Source organism: Sneathiella sp., assembly GCF_029233945.1.
Taxonomy (GTDB): domain Bacteria; phylum Pseudomonadota; class Alphaproteobacteria; order Sneathiellales; family Sneathiellaceae; genus Sneathiella.
The window spans coordinates 1-14,052 of record NZ_JARGOQ010000047.1; the positions used below are offsets into that span (position 1 = coordinate 1).

Consider the following 14,052-nt stretch of genomic DNA (forward strand, 5'->3'; position numbering starts at 1 on the left):
TGGCGACCCCGGCACGACTCGAACGTGCGACCTATTGATTAGAAGTCAATTGCTCTATCCAGCTGAGCTACGGGGCCGTTATCTCATTTCGGGTTGCGCGCTTATCCACGAACCCGCGAATAGGAGAAGTTGTCGGCATAGGCCTTGAGATGCAACTGGCGTTTCTTGGGCTCAAAAACCGTATAGTCGATATTGTTGTTTTCGCAAAAGGCGATCGCGCTTTCCTTATCGTCAAAGTCGATCGTCACTTCCGCATTCATATCGCGCGACCCCGTCCAGCCCATCAGCGGCTCGACATATCTGGCCTCCGCCGGTGCATATTCAAGGCGCCAGTGCTTTGTGCCCTTGCGGCCGGATTGCATGGCGTTTTTCGCCGGTTGAAATATTCTCGCCTTGGCTGCCATTGCGTGTTTACTCTCCAGTATGACTGAACACTTCAGCCGGAACATAGTCCATTTCACCATAGCCGGGGGCTTCCCAGTACAGCTCTAATGTTGCAGTATTTTTCTTCTCGAAATATTTAATGTGGATCGGATACCAGCCCGGTTCCGAAATCTCAACAATTATTTCATCTGAAAAACGGTCGGCATGCACGTCCGGGTCCTCATAAATCAGCTTATCGCCGATGGCGATCCAGACACCATCATTCGAATGCACCATGAAAACATACCGTCCGGGCTGCTCCATCTTGATGAAACCCTTGATAATCGCCCCGACCATATCATTACTATGTGACGTAAGCACATTCCCCTGCCCCACCTGATAATTCAGCATCGGAATGGGCGCACCGGGCTTGCCATCCATATAGCCCATATTTTCTTCCAGCTCGCCGATGCTGTCGACCTTTACCCCGTAGTAGGTGACCGCAAGACCGGGTTTCAGATTAGCAGGATCAGGTTGCGGTGACACCGGTTTGAGGCCCTTAAATGTTTCCGCCTGGGCCAAAACAGGCAGCATCACAAGGCCGAGCATCAGGACAATCAACCGCGTCCCAAACCGGACATTCCCATTTATGCTTATTTTATTCATCAATCTGGCGCCTCCTGCTGACCATAAATTTAGGTCCACATTTTAGAGAAAATTTGGCGAACGGCAATCTAAAGCGCAAAGGCACGGAAAATTTCAAATAACTGTCAAACAATATGTTGAAAAATTTTATAAAAAAAGCCCTGCAATCATTTGAATTGCAAAGCTTTCTTTATGGTCGGGGCGGCAAGATTCGAACTTGCGACCTCTCGCTCCCAAAGCGAGCGCACTACCAGGCTGTGCTACGCCCCGTTCAGTGAAGAAGATGATCTATACTATCAAAGCCCGGCCCGCAAGCCAGAATTGGCGGCAAGAGCCAATAAATTTCTATCGCCCGGCATGGACATAGTGGAATATCGCGTCGGCCTTGAAAATGACCTTATTGCCAATTTTCAGGTCTCCGCGCACGAAGGCGACAGAACGAGTGCTCCGGATCACCTCGACATCGGATTCCACCCAATCCCCTTCGCGTGCCGGCGAGAGGAATTCAGAATTCATCTTGATGGTGACACTGGACCGGCCACTTACATGCCGGACAGCTGTTGCCAGCGCGGAATCGGCAAAGGTCATCAACATGCCACCATGGATAATCTTGATACTGTTCAAATGCCGCTCCTCGACGCGGAAGGCCCGTATCACTTTGTCCTTGCTGACAATTTTCTCATAGAATGGACCATTTGCATCTGTGAAGGGACCTTTTCCCTCGACAATTTCAAATCCTTCGGGAACAGGAAGGGTTCCGGGCGCTTGTTTATTCATTGTTATTCCGGCAGTTACTTATTTTCAAAAAGAGGGTGAGAAAGCGTGTCCCCCACCTGAACAGAATTCTTGCGCGCGAACCCTCCGTTTACTTCCAGCACCGCCCGCGCAGGCATGTCATATGCGATAATATCGAGCGAATGAGGCTCCGCCTCGTGCTTAATGTAAAGAATTTTTCCGGTCGCATCCACAAAGAACATATCGAGGGAGATCTCGGTGTTTTTCATCCACATGGTAATCGGTCGGGTCTCTCGAAAATCAAACAGCATTCCCGCATTCGGCGGGAGGGACTTCATATGCATCAGACCTTTACTTCGCTCAGCGCTATCGTCAGCAATCTCTACATCCAAGACTATTTCCTGCCCCGCCGCCTTAAGAACAAGAGGTTCCGCCAGAGCCAACCCGGTCTGAGAGAAAAGGAATACGGCAAGAACCAAACCAGGCAGTCGGATGAGGTATTGGTAAATCTGGTCCGTCATAAATTTAGAATAATCCTTTGCCTGCAAACGAGATTTCACTATAGTGAAGCCTCCTCGGGGGGAGCCGTTATGGCTGAGAGGTTCCATTGACTGGGACGACCCCGATTACCTGATCAGGTTAATACCTGCGTAGGAACGAGATATCAATGGAACCCGACGATCCAACCTATTCCGATATAACGGAATCTATGCCCGATAGCTTGCGTGATCAAGGCAGGATCGGCATTGGCGTGCATCTCTCTCTGGACAGGCTGGTCTTCGACGGGGAGACGGTCCTGAGCGATCTCGACCTCGAACTCGAACCGGGGAAAATCACCTGTTTGCTGGGGCCAAGCGGCGTCGGTAAAAGCAGTATCCTTAAAGTCCTCGCGGGCTTCATTCCTCTTCCCGGTAATAGCCGCATTACCGCAAGTGATGGTGAAAGTCTGTTGGGGCGGCTTTCCTATATGGACCAGAAAGACCTCCTGCTGCCGTGGGCATCGGTTCTTGACAATTTACTGATCGGCGGCCGTCTGCGCGGCGAGACCCCGGATAATGCGCGCGCCAATATGCTGATCCGGCAAGTCGGGCTGGAAAATTGGCGAGATAACAGGCCCGATACTCTTTCCGGCGGCATGCGTCAGCGCGTCGCGCTTGCCCGAACGCTGATGGAAGGCAGCCCAATATTATTGATGGACGAGCCCTTCTCCGCATTGGATGCCATCACGAGATTTCGCCTGCAAGATTTGGCGGCACGGCTGCTTTCCGGTAAAACGGTGCTCCTGATCACCCATGATCCGATGGAAGCGCTACGCCTCGGCGATGTTATATATGTGCTTTCCGGTCATCCTGCCCGGCTATCGGAAGCTATCAGGCCGGAGAAAGATATCCCGCGCGATCCTTCGGATAGCGCCTTCACACAACATTATTCCGCGATCATGGCCCGCCTCGCCGGAGAAGCGGAGGACGCGTCATGAAAATGCTGCGCGCCGTGGTGACGATGGCCGGTATTCTGCTGATATGGGGAATAATCACTGCTCTCCTGGGCCTGCCAAAATTCATGCTCCCCTCCCCGCTGATTGTCGGGCAGGCACTTCTCAACCACGCCGGGCTGATCGCAGAAAACGCTCTGACGACAGCAATCGAAATTACCCTCGGGCTGGTGCTTGGCATCTTGTTCGGAATGATCTCCGCTCTGTTGATTTCCGCCTACCGGCCCGTCAAGCAGTGGGTTTTCCCACTGCTGATTGCCAGCCAGGCCATACCGGTTTTTGCCATTGCGCCGCTTCTGGTGCTTTGGCTCGGTTTTGGCATGGCGCCGAAGATCGTGATGAGCCTGCTGATAATTTATTTTCCAGTCACAGTCGGCTTTCTGGACGGCCTGAACCGGACCGAGCCGGCCTGGTTAAACCTCGCCGGTCTTTTACAGCAATCCGGCAACAGCGGGCGGTTTCGAAAACTCATTAATCTCTATCGATATATCAAGATCCCCTTCGCGCTCCCGTCCCTTGCCTCCGGTATTCGGGTGGCCGCCGCAATTGCACCAATTGGTGCGGTTGTCGGTGAATGGGTCGGCGCTTCCTCCGGACTTGGCTATTTAATGCTGCATGCCAATGCACGGGTTCAAACAGATCTCATGTTCGCAAGCCTGCTGGTCCTGACCGCCATGACGCTCCTGCTCTATTATTTGATCGACGCGTTGCTTCTACGCGCCCTGCCCTGGCTTTCGACTCAAGAAAACAAACCAACCCAATAGTGGAGTTTTAGATGAAAAAACGGATTTTATTACCTCTCTTAGCGACCCTGATGATTCACGGAACAACAGCGCAGGCCGCAGAGAAGCTTACGGTCTTGCTCGACTGGTTCGTGAACCCGGATCATGCCACGCTGATCGTCGCCGAAGAAAGAGGCTTTTTTGAAAAGCATGGGCTGGAGGTAGAGATGATTGCCCCCGCCGATCCAAGCGCGCCGCCGAAACTGGTTGCCGCCGGGAAAGCCGATCTCGCCATTTCCTATCAGCCGCAATTGCATATGCAGGTGACGGAAGGACTGCCAGTCAAGCGGATTGCAACACTGATTGCGACACCTCTCAACAGTCTTGTTGTCCTGAAAGACGGGCCGGTCAAATCCCTTGCCGATCTGAAAGGCAAGAAAATCGGCTACTCTGTCGGCGGTTTCGAGACGGCACTGCTGACAGCCATGCTCGCACCGCACAATATCACGGCGGATGACGTGACGATGATCAATGTCAATTTCTCCCTGTCGCCCAGCCTGCTCTCGGGACAGGTCGATGCGGTGATTGGCGCCTTCCGGAACTTCGAGCTCAACCAGATGGATATTGAGGGCTACCCCGGGCGTGCCTTCTACCCCGAGGAAGAAGGGGTTCCGGCCTATGACGAATTAATCGTTATTGCGCATTCGGACAAACTGGATGATGCGCGTTTCAAACCTTTCGTCGATGCATTGGAAGAGGCCGCGCAATATCTGGTCAATCACCCCGATGACAGCTGGGAATTGTTTATCAAAAATCATAAAGAGTTGGATGATGAACTGAACCGGCGCGCCTGGGCCGATACGATACCGCGTTTCGCACTACGCCCGGCAGCTCTGGACGTTGGAAGATATGACAGATTTGCCGCCTTCATGAAGGCGCAAGGGCTGATTGAGGAGACAAAAAGCGCGGATAGCTACGCCGCCGTCCTGAACTAGCGAAAACTCCGGATAAAGAAGATGTGCCGTCCGGAATGTTTATTCCGGACGCTCAATCTCCGCTACCTGCGGTCCCTTTGAGCTATCCCCGATCCGAACACTCATCTTCTGTCCCGCCTGAACCGGCAAAGCTCCTTCACGGCGCAGGGTTTCCATATGGACGAAAATATCCTGGCTACCATCTCCGCGTGTCAGGAAGCCATATCCCTTGACCGGGTCGAACCACTTAACCTCGACTTCGACAAAGTCCCCCTCAGGCTGCACTGCGGGGTGGTTGGTCACATTGTTTTTTTCAGGCACCCGCGGTTCAAAAGGAACAGCCGTCGATGTGTCAATATCAAGAACCTTGATTGCCTGCAGGCCCTTGGACCGACGCACGACAACACAGGTTACGCTCACACCTTCCGCCACATATTCATGACCGGCTTCACGCAAACAAGATAAATGCAAAAAGATATCGCCCGGTTCGCTGTTCGGCGTTAAAAAACCAAAACCCTTGACCGTATTGAACCACTTAACACGTCCTGTCATTTCAAAGGTGGCTTCCGGGGATTCGTTCGTTTTGCTCTCTTCCTGCTTACTCCGCAATTGTTCAATTTTGGCTGTCATATATTACTCCCGAACTTGACAGACGCATGGTGACGTCTCGCCAGAACAACAGTTTAACACAATATTAAGGAAACTTTCAATATTCGAATTAGTAAAGCCGTTGCTGCTATACTATTGATGAAAAAGAGCGCAGAATTCACAGATAAACCGCAGTCAAGTCTATTGAACGCTTTCTCCACCGTTGATACTTGCGGACATAGAAATCCCGTGGCATATACGGGGGCATGCATCGACCATCCAGGAGTTTTCCTCAGTAACGACAGCATGACAGGGAGTGCGGGGCGTTGTTAAAAACCATTAGTTTGTTTCTTGTGCTTATGGCTGTCTGGCTTCTGTTGTCGGGGCATTACACGCCGCTAATCACGGGATTTGGCGTCGCCTCCTGCTTGCTCTCCGCGTTGATTGCCTATCGCATGGATGTTATCGATCATGAAAGCCACCCTATCTATCTGGGGCCGCGCATCATTTTCTATTGGGGATGGCTGTTCGGTGAAATCTTCAAGGCGAATGTTGATGTCGCCAAATGCGTCCTGTTCCCGAAACAGTTCCTGCGGCCCAGCTTGTTCACGGTTACCGCAAGTCAGAAATCCGACCTTGGACGCGTGATCTATGCCAACTCCATCACCCTAACCCCCGGGACGGTGACCGTTGATCTTGATGATGATCAGATCATGGTCCATTCCCTGACGGAAGACTCCGCCGATGGCGTGAAAAGCGGCGATATGGATCGCCGGGTCACCCAGGTGATGAAGGAGACATGATGATTTACGCCATTACCGCCATCGCCATCCTGATCAGTATCGCGCTTGCCCTCGCTCGGGCCATTATAGGCCCGACATCCTATGACCGCATTCTATCGGCCAACGCCATCGGCACGAAGACAGTGCTGTTGATCGGCGTGATGGGGTTCCTTGCCGGGCGGCCTGATTTCCTCGATCTTGCGCTGGTCTACGCACTCGTCAATTTTATCGGCACGCTCGCCGTTCTGAAATATTTCAAATTCGGTACATTGCGCGGCACCCTCTCCAAACCGGCGGATAACTCCTGATGGACCTCATTCTCGATATCGCCACCTGGGTCCTGTTACTGGCCGGCAGCATCCTTCTGATCATCACGGGCTTTGGCCTCCTGCGCCTGCCTGATCTATATACCCGCATCCATGCTGGCGGCATGGCCGATACACTGGCGACTTTCCTGATATTTGTCGGATTGTCTTTACAAAGCGGCCTTTCTCTTGTCTCGGTCAAGCTGTTGCTGGTGATCGTGTTCATATTTTTCACCAGCCCAACCGCTTCCTATGCCCTGGCGCAGGCGGGCTTCGTTGCGGGACTTAAGCCAAAGCTCGACGGGTTTGGCGCGAGAGAACAACCAAAAGAAGACGCGTAACCATATTGTGAGCGAGAGGGGGACAGGACCATAGCTGCCTTTGTAGATATTTTTCTAATGCTGTTACTGATTGCCGGGACCATGTCCGTCCTGTTCGTGCGCAATCTGTTTGTCGCGACCATGCTGCTCGGGATTGTCAGCTTCACCATGGCGCTGATCTTCATCAGCCTCGATGCGGTGGACGTCGCCTTTACAGAGGCAGCCGTCGGCGCCGGGATCAGCACCGTGCTTTATATCGGCACTCTGGCCCTTGTTGGCTCGCAAGAAAAAGACCAGCTGAAATTTGCCCCCGGCCCCATGGTAATCTGCTTGGCGGTAGGCGCTGTTCTCTATTATGCGACATATGAAATGCCCCGCTTTGGCGAAGCCAATAATCCGGTCCACACCCATGTCGCCCCCCGCTATATCAACGACAGCCCCACGGAAATTGGCGTGCCCAATATGGTGACGTCGGTTCTCGCAAGTTACCGTGGCTATGATACCTTCGGCGAGACCACGGTTATTTTTGCGGCCGGGATCGGCGTTCTCCTGATCCTGCGACAACGACGTCGGCGCAAGAATGAAGATGATGAAACCGACGTACCGCTCGATAAAGGCAAGACGGGCCAAAGCGGCAGTTTGAGCGGACTGGGAAGTCAGCATGACCTCATCCCCCATGTGATCGCAAAACTGCTGATACCGTTTATTTTTGTTTTTGCGCTCTATGTGCAGTTTCACGGCGACTATGGCCCGGGCGGCGGCTTTCAGGCCGGTGTGATTTTCGCGGCGGGCATAATTCTCTACGCCCTTGTTTTCAGCCTCGACTACGCCCGCTCCGTGGTGAGTGAAAAGGCGATCCTCTTCCTGATCTCGGCAGGCGTGCTTCTTTATGGCGGCGTCGGTGTCGTCAGCATGATGCTCGGCGGAAACTTCCTCGATTACAACGTCCTCGCAAGCGATCCGGTCGCGGGTCAACATCTCGGCATTCTGCTGGTGGAACTCGGCGTCGGCATCACGGTGACGGCGGCTATGCTGGCCATTTTCTATGCCTTTGTTGGCCGCGCGGACCTGATTGCCGCCAAGGCCGAGCAGGAGGAAAACTGATGTCATTCGGGTTTTTCAATTACTGGGTTTTCATCATCCTGCTGATGATCGGCCTATACACGGTGATGAGCCGCTCCAATCTTGTGAAGAAGATGATCGGACTATCGCTGTTCCAGATTTCCGTTTTCCTTTTTTATATCAGCATGGGCAAGGTTTCTGGTGGCACGGCGCCTATCGTTGTTGATGGGCCGCTTGATACGGCTGCCCCCATCTATTCGAACCCGCTTCCCCATGTGCTTATCCTGACGGCGATTGTCGTTGGCATCGCGACGACGGCGCTTGGCCTGTCTCTGGTCGTGCGGATCCGGGAATCTTTCGGCACCATTGACGAGGAAGAAATTCTCGAGATGAAGGATGGCGCCTGATATGTTGTCTTTGAGTTCCCAGTTCCCGATTCTGGTTGCAATCGCGCCCCTTATGACCGCGCCAATTTGCGCGCTTTTTCGCGGGAAAGCCGCCCCTTGGGCTATCACGACGATTGCCAGCGCCTTTGCGTTTTATATCAGCCTGCAACTCCTCCTGACTGTTGCCTCCTCCGGTCCGATCTCCTACGAGCTCGGCGGCTGGGCTCCGCCCTGGGGGATTGAGTATGTCGTCGATCTCTTAAGCGGCTTTATGCTGGTATTGATCAGTGGGGTCAGTACAGGCGTTCTGCTTTTCGCCCGCGAGAGCATCACCAAGGAAGTCCCGACTTCACAACTCGGCCTCTTTTTCGCGGCCTATCTGCTCGCGTTGACCGGTATGCTCGGTATCTGTATCACGGGCGATGCGTTTAATGTCTTCGTCTTTCTGGAGATCATGTCCCTCTCCTCCTACGCGCTTATCGCGATGGGGGAGCGGACGGACCGGCGCGCCCTCACTGCGGCGTTCCAGTATCTGATTATCGGTACTGTTGGCGCGACCTTCTATCTGATTGGCGTCGGTCTTATCTATATGATGACGGGCACGCTGAATATCGCGGATATCGCCGCGCGCTTCCCGGAAATTGAGGGAACCCGGCCCATCCTCGCGGCGGTTGGCTTTATCGTCATCGGGCTCGCCATCAAGCTGGCGCTCTTTCCGTTTCATGTCTGGCTGCCGAACGGCTACACCTACGCCCCCAGCATTATCACCGCCTTTTTCGCCGGAACCGCGACCAAGGTCTCGGTCTATCTGCTGATCCGCTATATTTTTACGGTGTTTGGCGTGGACTACAGCTTCGAGGGTCTGGAGCTTACGGATATCCTGCTCCCGCTCGCGGTGCTTGGGTTCCTGTCAATGTCCGCCGTCGCGATATACCAATCAAACCTCAAGCGGCTTCTCGCCTATTCCAGCGTGGCCCAGATCGGATATATTATTCTCGGGTTGGCACTCGCCAATGAGACCGGCCTGACGGCATCGATTGTCCATATTTTCAATCATGCCATTGTCAAGACGGGCCTGTTCCTCTCAGTCGGTTGCATGTTTTTTGTCGTCGGCTCGACTTATTTGAAAGACCTTGAAGGGATTGGGCGTCGGATGCCGATCACGACTTTCGGGTTTGTGCTGGGCGGTCTCGGCCTGATTGGCGTGCCGCTTACCCCCGGTTTTATCAGCAAATGGTATTTGGTGGTGGCGGCTCTCGAAAAAGGCTCTGTCATCGGATATGGCATTGTTGCTCTTCTGATGATATCGAGCTTGCTCGCCGTGATTTATATCTGGCGCGTGGTCGAGGTTGCGTATTTCCGCGAGATGCCCGAGGGCACCGTAAAAGAGGAAGCACCGATATCTCTTCTGGTGCCAACCTGGCTCTTTATTCTCGGCAGTTTCTACTTCGGCATCGAAACCAGCTTTAACGTTGGCATTGCCAAGGCCGCGGCCGCTTTTCTGATGGGGGGCGCGTAAGATCATGTTTGCCCTTGAAACACATGTCGCTCTCTCCCTGATTATTCCGCTCATCGGTGCCGCCGGGATAGCGCTCACCTCCTCCGTTCCCAATATCCGCGAGACGGTTACGCTGGTCACGTCGGTTCTGCTCTGCCTGAATGTCTTCAGCATTCTACCCAGCATCATGAACGGGGTGGAACCGACTGTTCTGCTGGTTGAACTGCTCCCGAATATAGGCCTGACGTTGAAAGTCGAGCCGCTCGGTATGACGTTCGCAGCTGTGGCGTCCACGCTCTGGATTATCAATTCGATCTATTCCATCGGCTATATGCGCGGGAATAACGAGCCGCGCCAGACCGGATTTTACATCTGCTTCGCCATTGCCATCGCCGCAACCATGGGCGTCGCTTTCTCCGGCAATCTGCTGACATTGTTTGTTTTTTACGAAGTCCTGACGCTGTCGACCTACCCGCTGGTCACGCATAAGAAAAATGCCGATGCCCTGAAGGGTGGCCGGATCTATCTCGGAATCCTGATCGGCACGTCCATCGGGTTGTTCCTGCCGGCAATCATCTGGACATGGACCCTTACGGGAACCGTCGACTTCGTGAAGGGCGGCATTCTTGACGGACATGCCAGCGCCGGGGTAACCGGCGTGCTCCTCTTCCTCTTCATGTATGGTATCGGCAAGGCGGCCCTGATGCCGATCCATCGCTGGCTACCCGCTGCGATGGTTGCCCCGACCCCTGTCAGCGCCCTCCTCCATGCGGTGGCCGTTGTGAAGGCGGGTGTGTTCTCGGTGCTGAAGGTCGTGATTTATATCTTCGGGATTGATTTCCTCGCCACGACCGGCGCGGCGGAATGGCTCACCTGGGTTGCCGCCTACACATTGATCGCGGCGTCGGTTGTTGCCCTCACCAAGGATAACCTGAAAGCCCGGCTCGCCTATTCGACCATCAGCCAGCTTGCCTATGTCGTGCTTGGCGCGTCCATGGCAACGTCGATGGCGGTAGCAGGCGGCGCGCTGCAGATCGTCATGCACGCCTTCGGCAAGATCACCCTCTTCTTCTGTGCCGGCGCGATCTATACCGCTGTGCATAAGACGGAGATCAGCGACATGCGCGGCCTTGGCCGCCAGATGCCGATCACCTTTATCGCCTTCCTGATTGGCTCCCTCAGCATTATCGGGCTGCCGCCGTTGGGCGGAAGCTGGAGCAAGTTCTACCTGATGCTCGGTGCGGCGGAGGCGGACGAGATTTACCTGATGATCGTTCTGCTGGTCAGTTCGCTTCTCAATATCGCCTATCTGCTGCCAATCGTTGCGCGCGGCTTCTTCTACCCCCCGCTCGGGCAGAGCGATGAGCCAGTCCCCGTTGGGTATGAAAAATCCGACTTCTCCTGGCGGAATATTCAGGAGGCACCGCTCTTTTGCGTGCTGCCGCCCGTCCTGACCGCTTTGGCCTGTGTGGTCCTCTTCTTCCTTGCGGACCCGATTTTCAGGCTGATCGAACCCATTTTGACGCCATAGGGATGGAAAAAATGTCAAAACCGGATGACGAAAAAAAATACTGGCTGGATGAGCCAAAGAATATCGACAAGGTGTTTTACGCCGTTCTGGTTCTGTGCGCATTGGTCGCCGTGCCCGACGTCCTGTCGCTGTTCAACATTCTCTACCACAAACATATCGAATTTGAGTTTGAGAATATCTTCGAATTTTACTCCCTCTATGGCCTTGTGTGTTATGTCGGGCTTGTGTTGATTGCCAAGAAGCTCCGTAAAGTCTTGATGCGGGATGAGGATTACTATGATTGAAGGTCTTAATCCTGGCTTCATCCTGATCTTCGGCGCGCTGCTGGTCCCGTTCACAGGCGGTATTGTGCGCTCTATCCTGCTGCTCGCGCTCCCGGTTTTGGCGCTCACGCAAATCTACACTCTCGGGCTTGGCACCTGGGGCCATTATGAATTTCTGGGTCTGTCGATCGAGCTGACCCGTATCGACCCGCTCGCGCGGATATTCGGCACGGTCTTCTGCCTCGCGTCCTTCATGGGCATGATCTATGCGATGCATGTGAAAGACACGATCCAGCATTTTGTCGCCCTGATCTATATGGGCTCAGCCATTGGCGCCGTCTTTGCGGGCGACATGGTGACGCTTTTCGTGTTCTGGGAGCTGACGGCGATTTCCTCTGTCTTCCTGATCTGGGCGAGCCGGACGGAGCGTGCCTATAAAGCCGGCATGCGCTATCTGATCATTCAGGTCTCCTCCGGCGTGATCCTGCTCGGCGGGATTATTCTTTATTATCAGGAAACCGGCTCCATCGCGTTCAATTATATCGGGCTCACGGGTCTTGCAAGCGGCCTGATCCTGCTCGCCTTCGGTATCAAGAGCGCCTTTCCCTTCTTGCATAACTGGATGCAGGACGCCTATCCGGAGGCGACCGTCACCGGCACGGTGATCCTCTCCGCCTTTACGACCAAGCTCGCCATCTACACGCTCGCACGTGCCTTCCCGGGAACCGATATCCTCATCCCCATCGGCGCGGCAATGACGGTTTACCCAATCTTCTTCGCGGTTCTTGAAAATGACCTCCGGCGGGTGCTCGCCTATTCCCTCAATAACCAGTTGGGTTATATGGTTGTGGGTGTCGGCATCGGTACGGAGCTGTCGATCAACGGAACGGCGGCGCATGCCTTCGCCCATATCATGTATAAAAGCCTGCTGTTCATGAGCATGGGCGCGGTGCTGTTCCGGACGGGAACGATCAAGGCGTCGGAACTTGGCGGACTCTATAAATCCATGCCGGTGACGATGGTCTTCTGTATCATCGGCGCTATGTCGATTGCTGCTTTCCCGCTCACCGGCGGCTTTGTCTCCAAAGCCATGATCCAGTCGGCGGCGGCGGATGGCGGTCTTGTGGTAATCTGGCTGATCATGCTGTTTGCCAGCGCCGGGGTGATGGACCATTCCGGCATCAAGGTGCCATTCTTCACCTTCTTCGCCCATGACAGCGGCATCCGGGTGAAGGAAGCGCCGATGAACATGCTAATCGCAATGGGATTTGCCGCCTTCTTCTGTATCGGGATCGGCGTTTTCCCCGGCCTGCTCTATCAGCTGCTGCCCTACGCACCGACGTATGAGCCCTATACGGCAAGCCATGTAATTACCTCTCTGCAGCTGTTGTTCTTCGCAATGCTCGCCTTCGCGCTGCTCATGCGGTATAAAATCTATCCGCCGGAACTCCGCTCAACGAACCTTGATTTCGACTGGTTCTATCGGGTACCGCTCAAATGGCTGGCGCTCGCGATCGGTCGTCTGATACTGGTGGTCTGGAACTGGGTCCTCGGTATCGCCAATGACATCGTCTACAGCGTTATCAATACGACGGAAAAGACGCATGGAGATGGCAAGGCGCTGGCGCGGACGACCACTTCCAGTACGGCGGTGATGATCATCGTCGCGGTGCTCGGGTTTATGATCGTCTTCTTTTACCGGTTCGTACAGCAGCCCCCGGCAAGCTAAATCAGTTCAGGACAGCTTGACCCTTGGTGACGATCCGCTTCTTCGGCATCCATTTGGTGACCGAACGGCCATCGGCGGTAAAGCGAACTTCCTGTTTGGCGTTCGGCGCAGCCTCAAGCTCTGATCGACCGCCATCCCGAAACGACAGAGCTGGCTGCCTATGGTCACTCCCGGCGCCGAGCGGTGGCAGGCCTTTCTTATAGGCAGCCGCCATATCAGTAATTGAAATTTCCGAATTCCGACCGCGCGCCATTGCCGAACGGATCGCCGCGTCTTTCGACAGGATAAAATCAAGGTCCGTCTGACCCTTGTCTTTGAAGCCCGCATAGAAGGATGAAAGATATCCCTCTACTTCCGTGCTCGGCGATAAAGGATTACCGATTGTCAGGTCATTCTCCAGCGCCAGGAAAATATCCGGATCGATCGGCCCCGCTGCTGTTGCAAGAAATGTCGCGGGCATCAGCTTTCTTTGTTTATGCGAAGCTGCGTAAAGCGCCTGCGCCAAATAGAGAAGTTTCAATAGATAAGGCGCTTCCGACGCCTTGTCAGACGTCCAGCTTTGATTTTTCAGCCAGCAGAGAATGTCAAAAGTCGAGCGGGTCGCAGGGCGCATATAATTGATCTCATATAGTTTTTATGAGCCTCAAATTACGGGGG

18 protein-coding genes, 2 tRNA genes and 1 riboswitch are annotated in these 14,052 nt (G+C 54.1%); of the genes, 12 read left to right on the forward strand and 8 right to left on the reverse strand.

Annotated features, from left to right (window positions below; all coding sequences use genetic code 11):
• From P1U71_RS13940 to P1U71_RS13965, 6 genes are all read right to left on the reverse strand, one after another.
• Positions 1-77: transfer RNA gene (locus P1U71_RS13940), tRNA-Arg, on the reverse strand.
• 24 nt (positions 78-101) lie between these two features.
• A complete protein-coding gene (locus P1U71_RS13945; protein ID WP_301106225.1) occupies positions 102-404 on the reverse strand; it encodes an ETC complex I subunit in 303 nt (100 codons plus the stop codon).
• 7 nt (positions 405-411) lie between these two features.
• A complete protein-coding gene (locus P1U71_RS13950) occupies positions 412-1,029 on the reverse strand; it encodes a PA14 domain-containing protein (RefSeq protein WP_301106226.1) in 618 nt (205 codons plus the stop codon).
• Positions 1,030-1,201: 172 nt separating this feature from the next.
• A tRNA-Pro gene (locus P1U71_RS13955) sits at positions 1,202-1,278 on the reverse strand.
• Positions 1,279-1,353: 75 nt separating this feature from the next.
• Positions 1,354-1,785 carry a PaaI family thioesterase gene (locus tag P1U71_RS13960; protein WP_301106227.1) on the reverse strand — a complete coding sequence of 144 codons (432 nt, stop codon included), beginning with the start codon at positions 1,783-1,785 and terminating at the stop codon, positions 1,354-1,356.
• A gap of 14 nt (positions 1,786-1,799) precedes the next feature.
• Positions 1,800-2,351 carry a DUF192 domain-containing protein gene (locus P1U71_RS13965; RefSeq protein ID WP_301106228.1) on the reverse strand — a complete coding sequence of 184 codons (552 nt, stop codon included), beginning with the start codon at positions 2,349-2,351 and terminating at the stop codon, positions 1,800-1,802.
• Positions 2,312-2,417: riboswitch (TPP riboswitch) on the forward strand. It overlaps the preceding gene by 40 nt.
• Here P1U71_RS13965 and P1U71_RS13970 point away from each other — a divergent pair.
• The 3 genes from P1U71_RS13970 (at position 2,411) to P1U71_RS13980 (ending at position 4,952) form a co-directional block, all read left to right on the forward strand.
• A complete protein-coding gene (locus P1U71_RS13970; RefSeq protein ID WP_301106229.1) occupies positions 2,411-3,220 on the forward strand; it encodes an ABC transporter ATP-binding protein in 810 nt (269 codons plus the stop codon). (Overlaps the previous riboswitch by 7 nt.)
• The gene (locus P1U71_RS13975; protein WP_301106230.1) at positions 3,217-3,999 is read left to right on the forward strand and encodes an ABC transporter permease; all 783 of its coding nucleotides are present in this window, start codon (positions 3,217-3,219) and stop codon (positions 3,997-3,999) included. Before P1U71_RS13970 ends, P1U71_RS13975 begins: the two co-directional genes overlap by 4 nt.
• A gap of 50 nt (positions 4,000-4,049) precedes the next feature.
• Entirely contained in the window at positions 4,050-4,952 is a 903-nt protein-coding gene (locus tag P1U71_RS13980; protein ID WP_367281198.1) for an ABC transporter substrate-binding protein, read from the forward strand.
• Between the two features lie 39 nt (positions 4,953-4,991).
• Here the strand turns inward: P1U71_RS13980 and P1U71_RS13985 are convergent, their stop codons facing one another.
• Positions 4,992-5,561, reverse strand: coding sequence for a cold-shock protein (locus P1U71_RS13985; protein WP_301106232.1), 570 nt, complete (start codon positions 5,559-5,561; stop codon positions 4,992-4,994).
• Between the two features lie 284 nt (positions 5,562-5,845).
• Here P1U71_RS13985 and P1U71_RS13990 point away from each other — a divergent pair, with 284 nt between their 5' ends.
• The 9 genes from P1U71_RS13990 to P1U71_RS14030 are packed head-to-tail and all read left to right on the forward strand — an operon-like array spanning position 5,846 to position 13,395.
• Positions 5,846-6,322 (forward strand): Na+/H+ antiporter subunit E, encoded by a 477-nt coding sequence (locus P1U71_RS13990; protein WP_301106233.1) that lies wholly within the window; start codon positions 5,846-5,848, stop codon positions 6,320-6,322.
• Positions 6,322-6,609, forward strand: coding sequence for a monovalent cation/H+ antiporter complex subunit F (locus P1U71_RS13995; protein WP_367281199.1), 288 nt, complete (start codon positions 6,322-6,324; stop codon positions 6,607-6,609). The genes P1U71_RS13990 and P1U71_RS13995 overlap by 1 nt, the downstream gene beginning before the upstream one ends.
• Positions 6,609-6,947 (forward strand): monovalent cation/H(+) antiporter subunit G, encoded by a 339-nt coding sequence (gene mnhG, locus P1U71_RS14000; protein WP_301106235.1) that lies wholly within the window; start codon positions 6,609-6,611, stop codon positions 6,945-6,947. The genes P1U71_RS13995 and mnhG overlap by 1 nt, the downstream gene beginning before the upstream one ends.
• A 30-nt stretch (positions 6,948-6,977) precedes the next feature.
• The gene (locus tag P1U71_RS14005) at positions 6,978-8,030 is read left to right on the forward strand and encodes a DUF4040 domain-containing protein (RefSeq protein WP_367281200.1); all 1,053 of its coding nucleotides are present in this window, start codon (positions 6,978-6,980) and stop codon (positions 8,028-8,030) included.
• Complete coding sequence (locus P1U71_RS14010) at positions 8,030-8,395, forward strand: cation:proton antiporter subunit C (protein WP_301106236.1); 366 nt, start codon at positions 8,030-8,032, stop codon at positions 8,393-8,395. The genes P1U71_RS14005 and P1U71_RS14010 overlap by 1 nt, the downstream gene beginning before the upstream one ends.
• 1 nt (position 8,396) lies before the next feature.
• Positions 8,397-9,893: a monovalent cation/H+ antiporter subunit D family protein gene (locus P1U71_RS14015; protein ID WP_301106237.1), complete on the forward strand. Its 1,497-nt coding sequence runs from the start codon at positions 8,397-8,399 to the stop codon at positions 9,891-9,893.
• A gap of 4 nt (positions 9,894-9,897) precedes the next feature.
• Positions 9,898-11,403 (forward strand): monovalent cation/H+ antiporter subunit D family protein, encoded by a 1,506-nt coding sequence (locus P1U71_RS14020; RefSeq protein ID WP_301106238.1) that lies wholly within the window; start codon positions 9,898-9,900, stop codon positions 11,401-11,403.
• 11 nt (positions 11,404-11,414) lie between these two features.
• Positions 11,415-11,687: a hypothetical protein gene (locus P1U71_RS14025; protein ID WP_301106239.1), complete on the forward strand. Its 273-nt coding sequence runs from the start codon at positions 11,415-11,417 to the stop codon at positions 11,685-11,687.
• Complete coding sequence (locus P1U71_RS14030; protein ID WP_301106240.1) at positions 11,680-13,395, forward strand: Na(+)/H(+) antiporter subunit D; 1,716 nt, start codon at positions 11,680-11,682, stop codon at positions 13,393-13,395. The genes P1U71_RS14025 and P1U71_RS14030 overlap by 8 nt, the downstream gene beginning before the upstream one ends.
• Position 13,396: 1 nt before the next feature.
• On the opposite strand, the gene P1U71_RS14035 is transcribed toward P1U71_RS14030, so the two are convergent.
• Positions 13,397-14,008 (reverse strand): hypothetical protein, encoded by a 612-nt coding sequence (locus P1U71_RS14035; RefSeq protein ID WP_301106241.1) that lies wholly within the window; start codon positions 14,006-14,008, stop codon positions 13,397-13,399.
• Between the last annotated feature and the right edge of the window lie 44 nt (positions 14,009-14,052).

What these genes read in the sequence shown, in the direction of transcription:
- P1U71_RS13965 (WP_301106228.1), bottom strand. Translation starts at nt 2,351, where the DNA reads ATGGAACCTCTCAGCCATAACGGCTCCCCCCGAGGAGGCTTCACTATA.
- P1U71_RS13995 (WP_367281199.1), top strand. Translation starts at nt 6,322, where the DNA reads ATGATTTACGCCATTACCGCCATCGCCATCCTGATCAGTATCGCGCTT.
- P1U71_RS13975 (WP_301106230.1), top strand. Translation starts at nt 3,217, where the DNA reads ATGAAAATGCTGCGCGCCGTGGTGACGATGGCCGGTATTCTGCTGATA.
- P1U71_RS13960 (WP_301106227.1), bottom strand. Translation starts at nt 1,785, where the DNA reads ATGAATAAACAAGCGCCCGGAACCCTTCCTGTTCCCGAAGGATTTGAA.
- P1U71_RS14030 (WP_301106240.1), top strand. Translation starts at nt 11,680, where the DNA reads ATGATTGAAGGTCTTAATCCTGGCTTCATCCTGATCTTCGGCGCGCTG.
- P1U71_RS14025 (WP_301106239.1), top strand. Translation starts at nt 11,415, where the DNA reads ATGTCAAAACCGGATGACGAAAAAAAATACTGGCTGGATGAGCCAAAG.
- P1U71_RS13950 (WP_301106226.1), bottom strand. Translation starts at nt 1,029, where the DNA reads ATGAATAAAATAAGCATAAATGGGAATGTCCGGTTTGGGACGCGGTTG.
- P1U71_RS14010 (WP_301106236.1), top strand. Translation starts at nt 8,030, where the DNA reads ATGTCATTCGGGTTTTTCAATTACTGGGTTTTCATCATCCTGCTGATG.
- P1U71_RS13945 (WP_301106225.1), bottom strand. Translation starts at nt 404, where the DNA reads ATGGCAGCCAAGGCGAGAATATTTCAACCGGCGAAAAACGCCATGCAA.
- P1U71_RS13970 (WP_301106229.1), top strand. Translation starts at nt 2,411, where the DNA reads ATGGAACCCGACGATCCAACCTATTCCGATATAACGGAATCTATGCCC.
- P1U71_RS14035 (WP_301106241.1), bottom strand. Translation starts at nt 14,008, where the DNA reads ATGCGCCCTGCGACCCGCTCGACTTTTGACATTCTCTGCTGGCTGAAA.
- P1U71_RS13985 (WP_301106232.1), bottom strand. Translation starts at nt 5,561, where the DNA reads ATGACAGCCAAAATTGAACAATTGCGGAGTAAGCAGGAAGAGAGCAAA.
- P1U71_RS14020 (WP_301106238.1), top strand. Translation starts at nt 9,898, where the DNA reads ATGTTTGCCCTTGAAACACATGTCGCTCTCTCCCTGATTATTCCGCTC.
- P1U71_RS13980 (WP_367281198.1), top strand. Translation starts at nt 4,050, where the DNA reads ATGATTCACGGAACAACAGCGCAGGCCGCAGAGAAGCTTACGGTCTTG.
- mnhG (WP_301106235.1), top strand. Translation starts at nt 6,609, where the DNA reads ATGGACCTCATTCTCGATATCGCCACCTGGGTCCTGTTACTGGCCGGC.
- P1U71_RS14015 (WP_301106237.1), top strand. Translation starts at nt 8,397, where the DNA reads ATGTTGTCTTTGAGTTCCCAGTTCCCGATTCTGGTTGCAATCGCGCCC.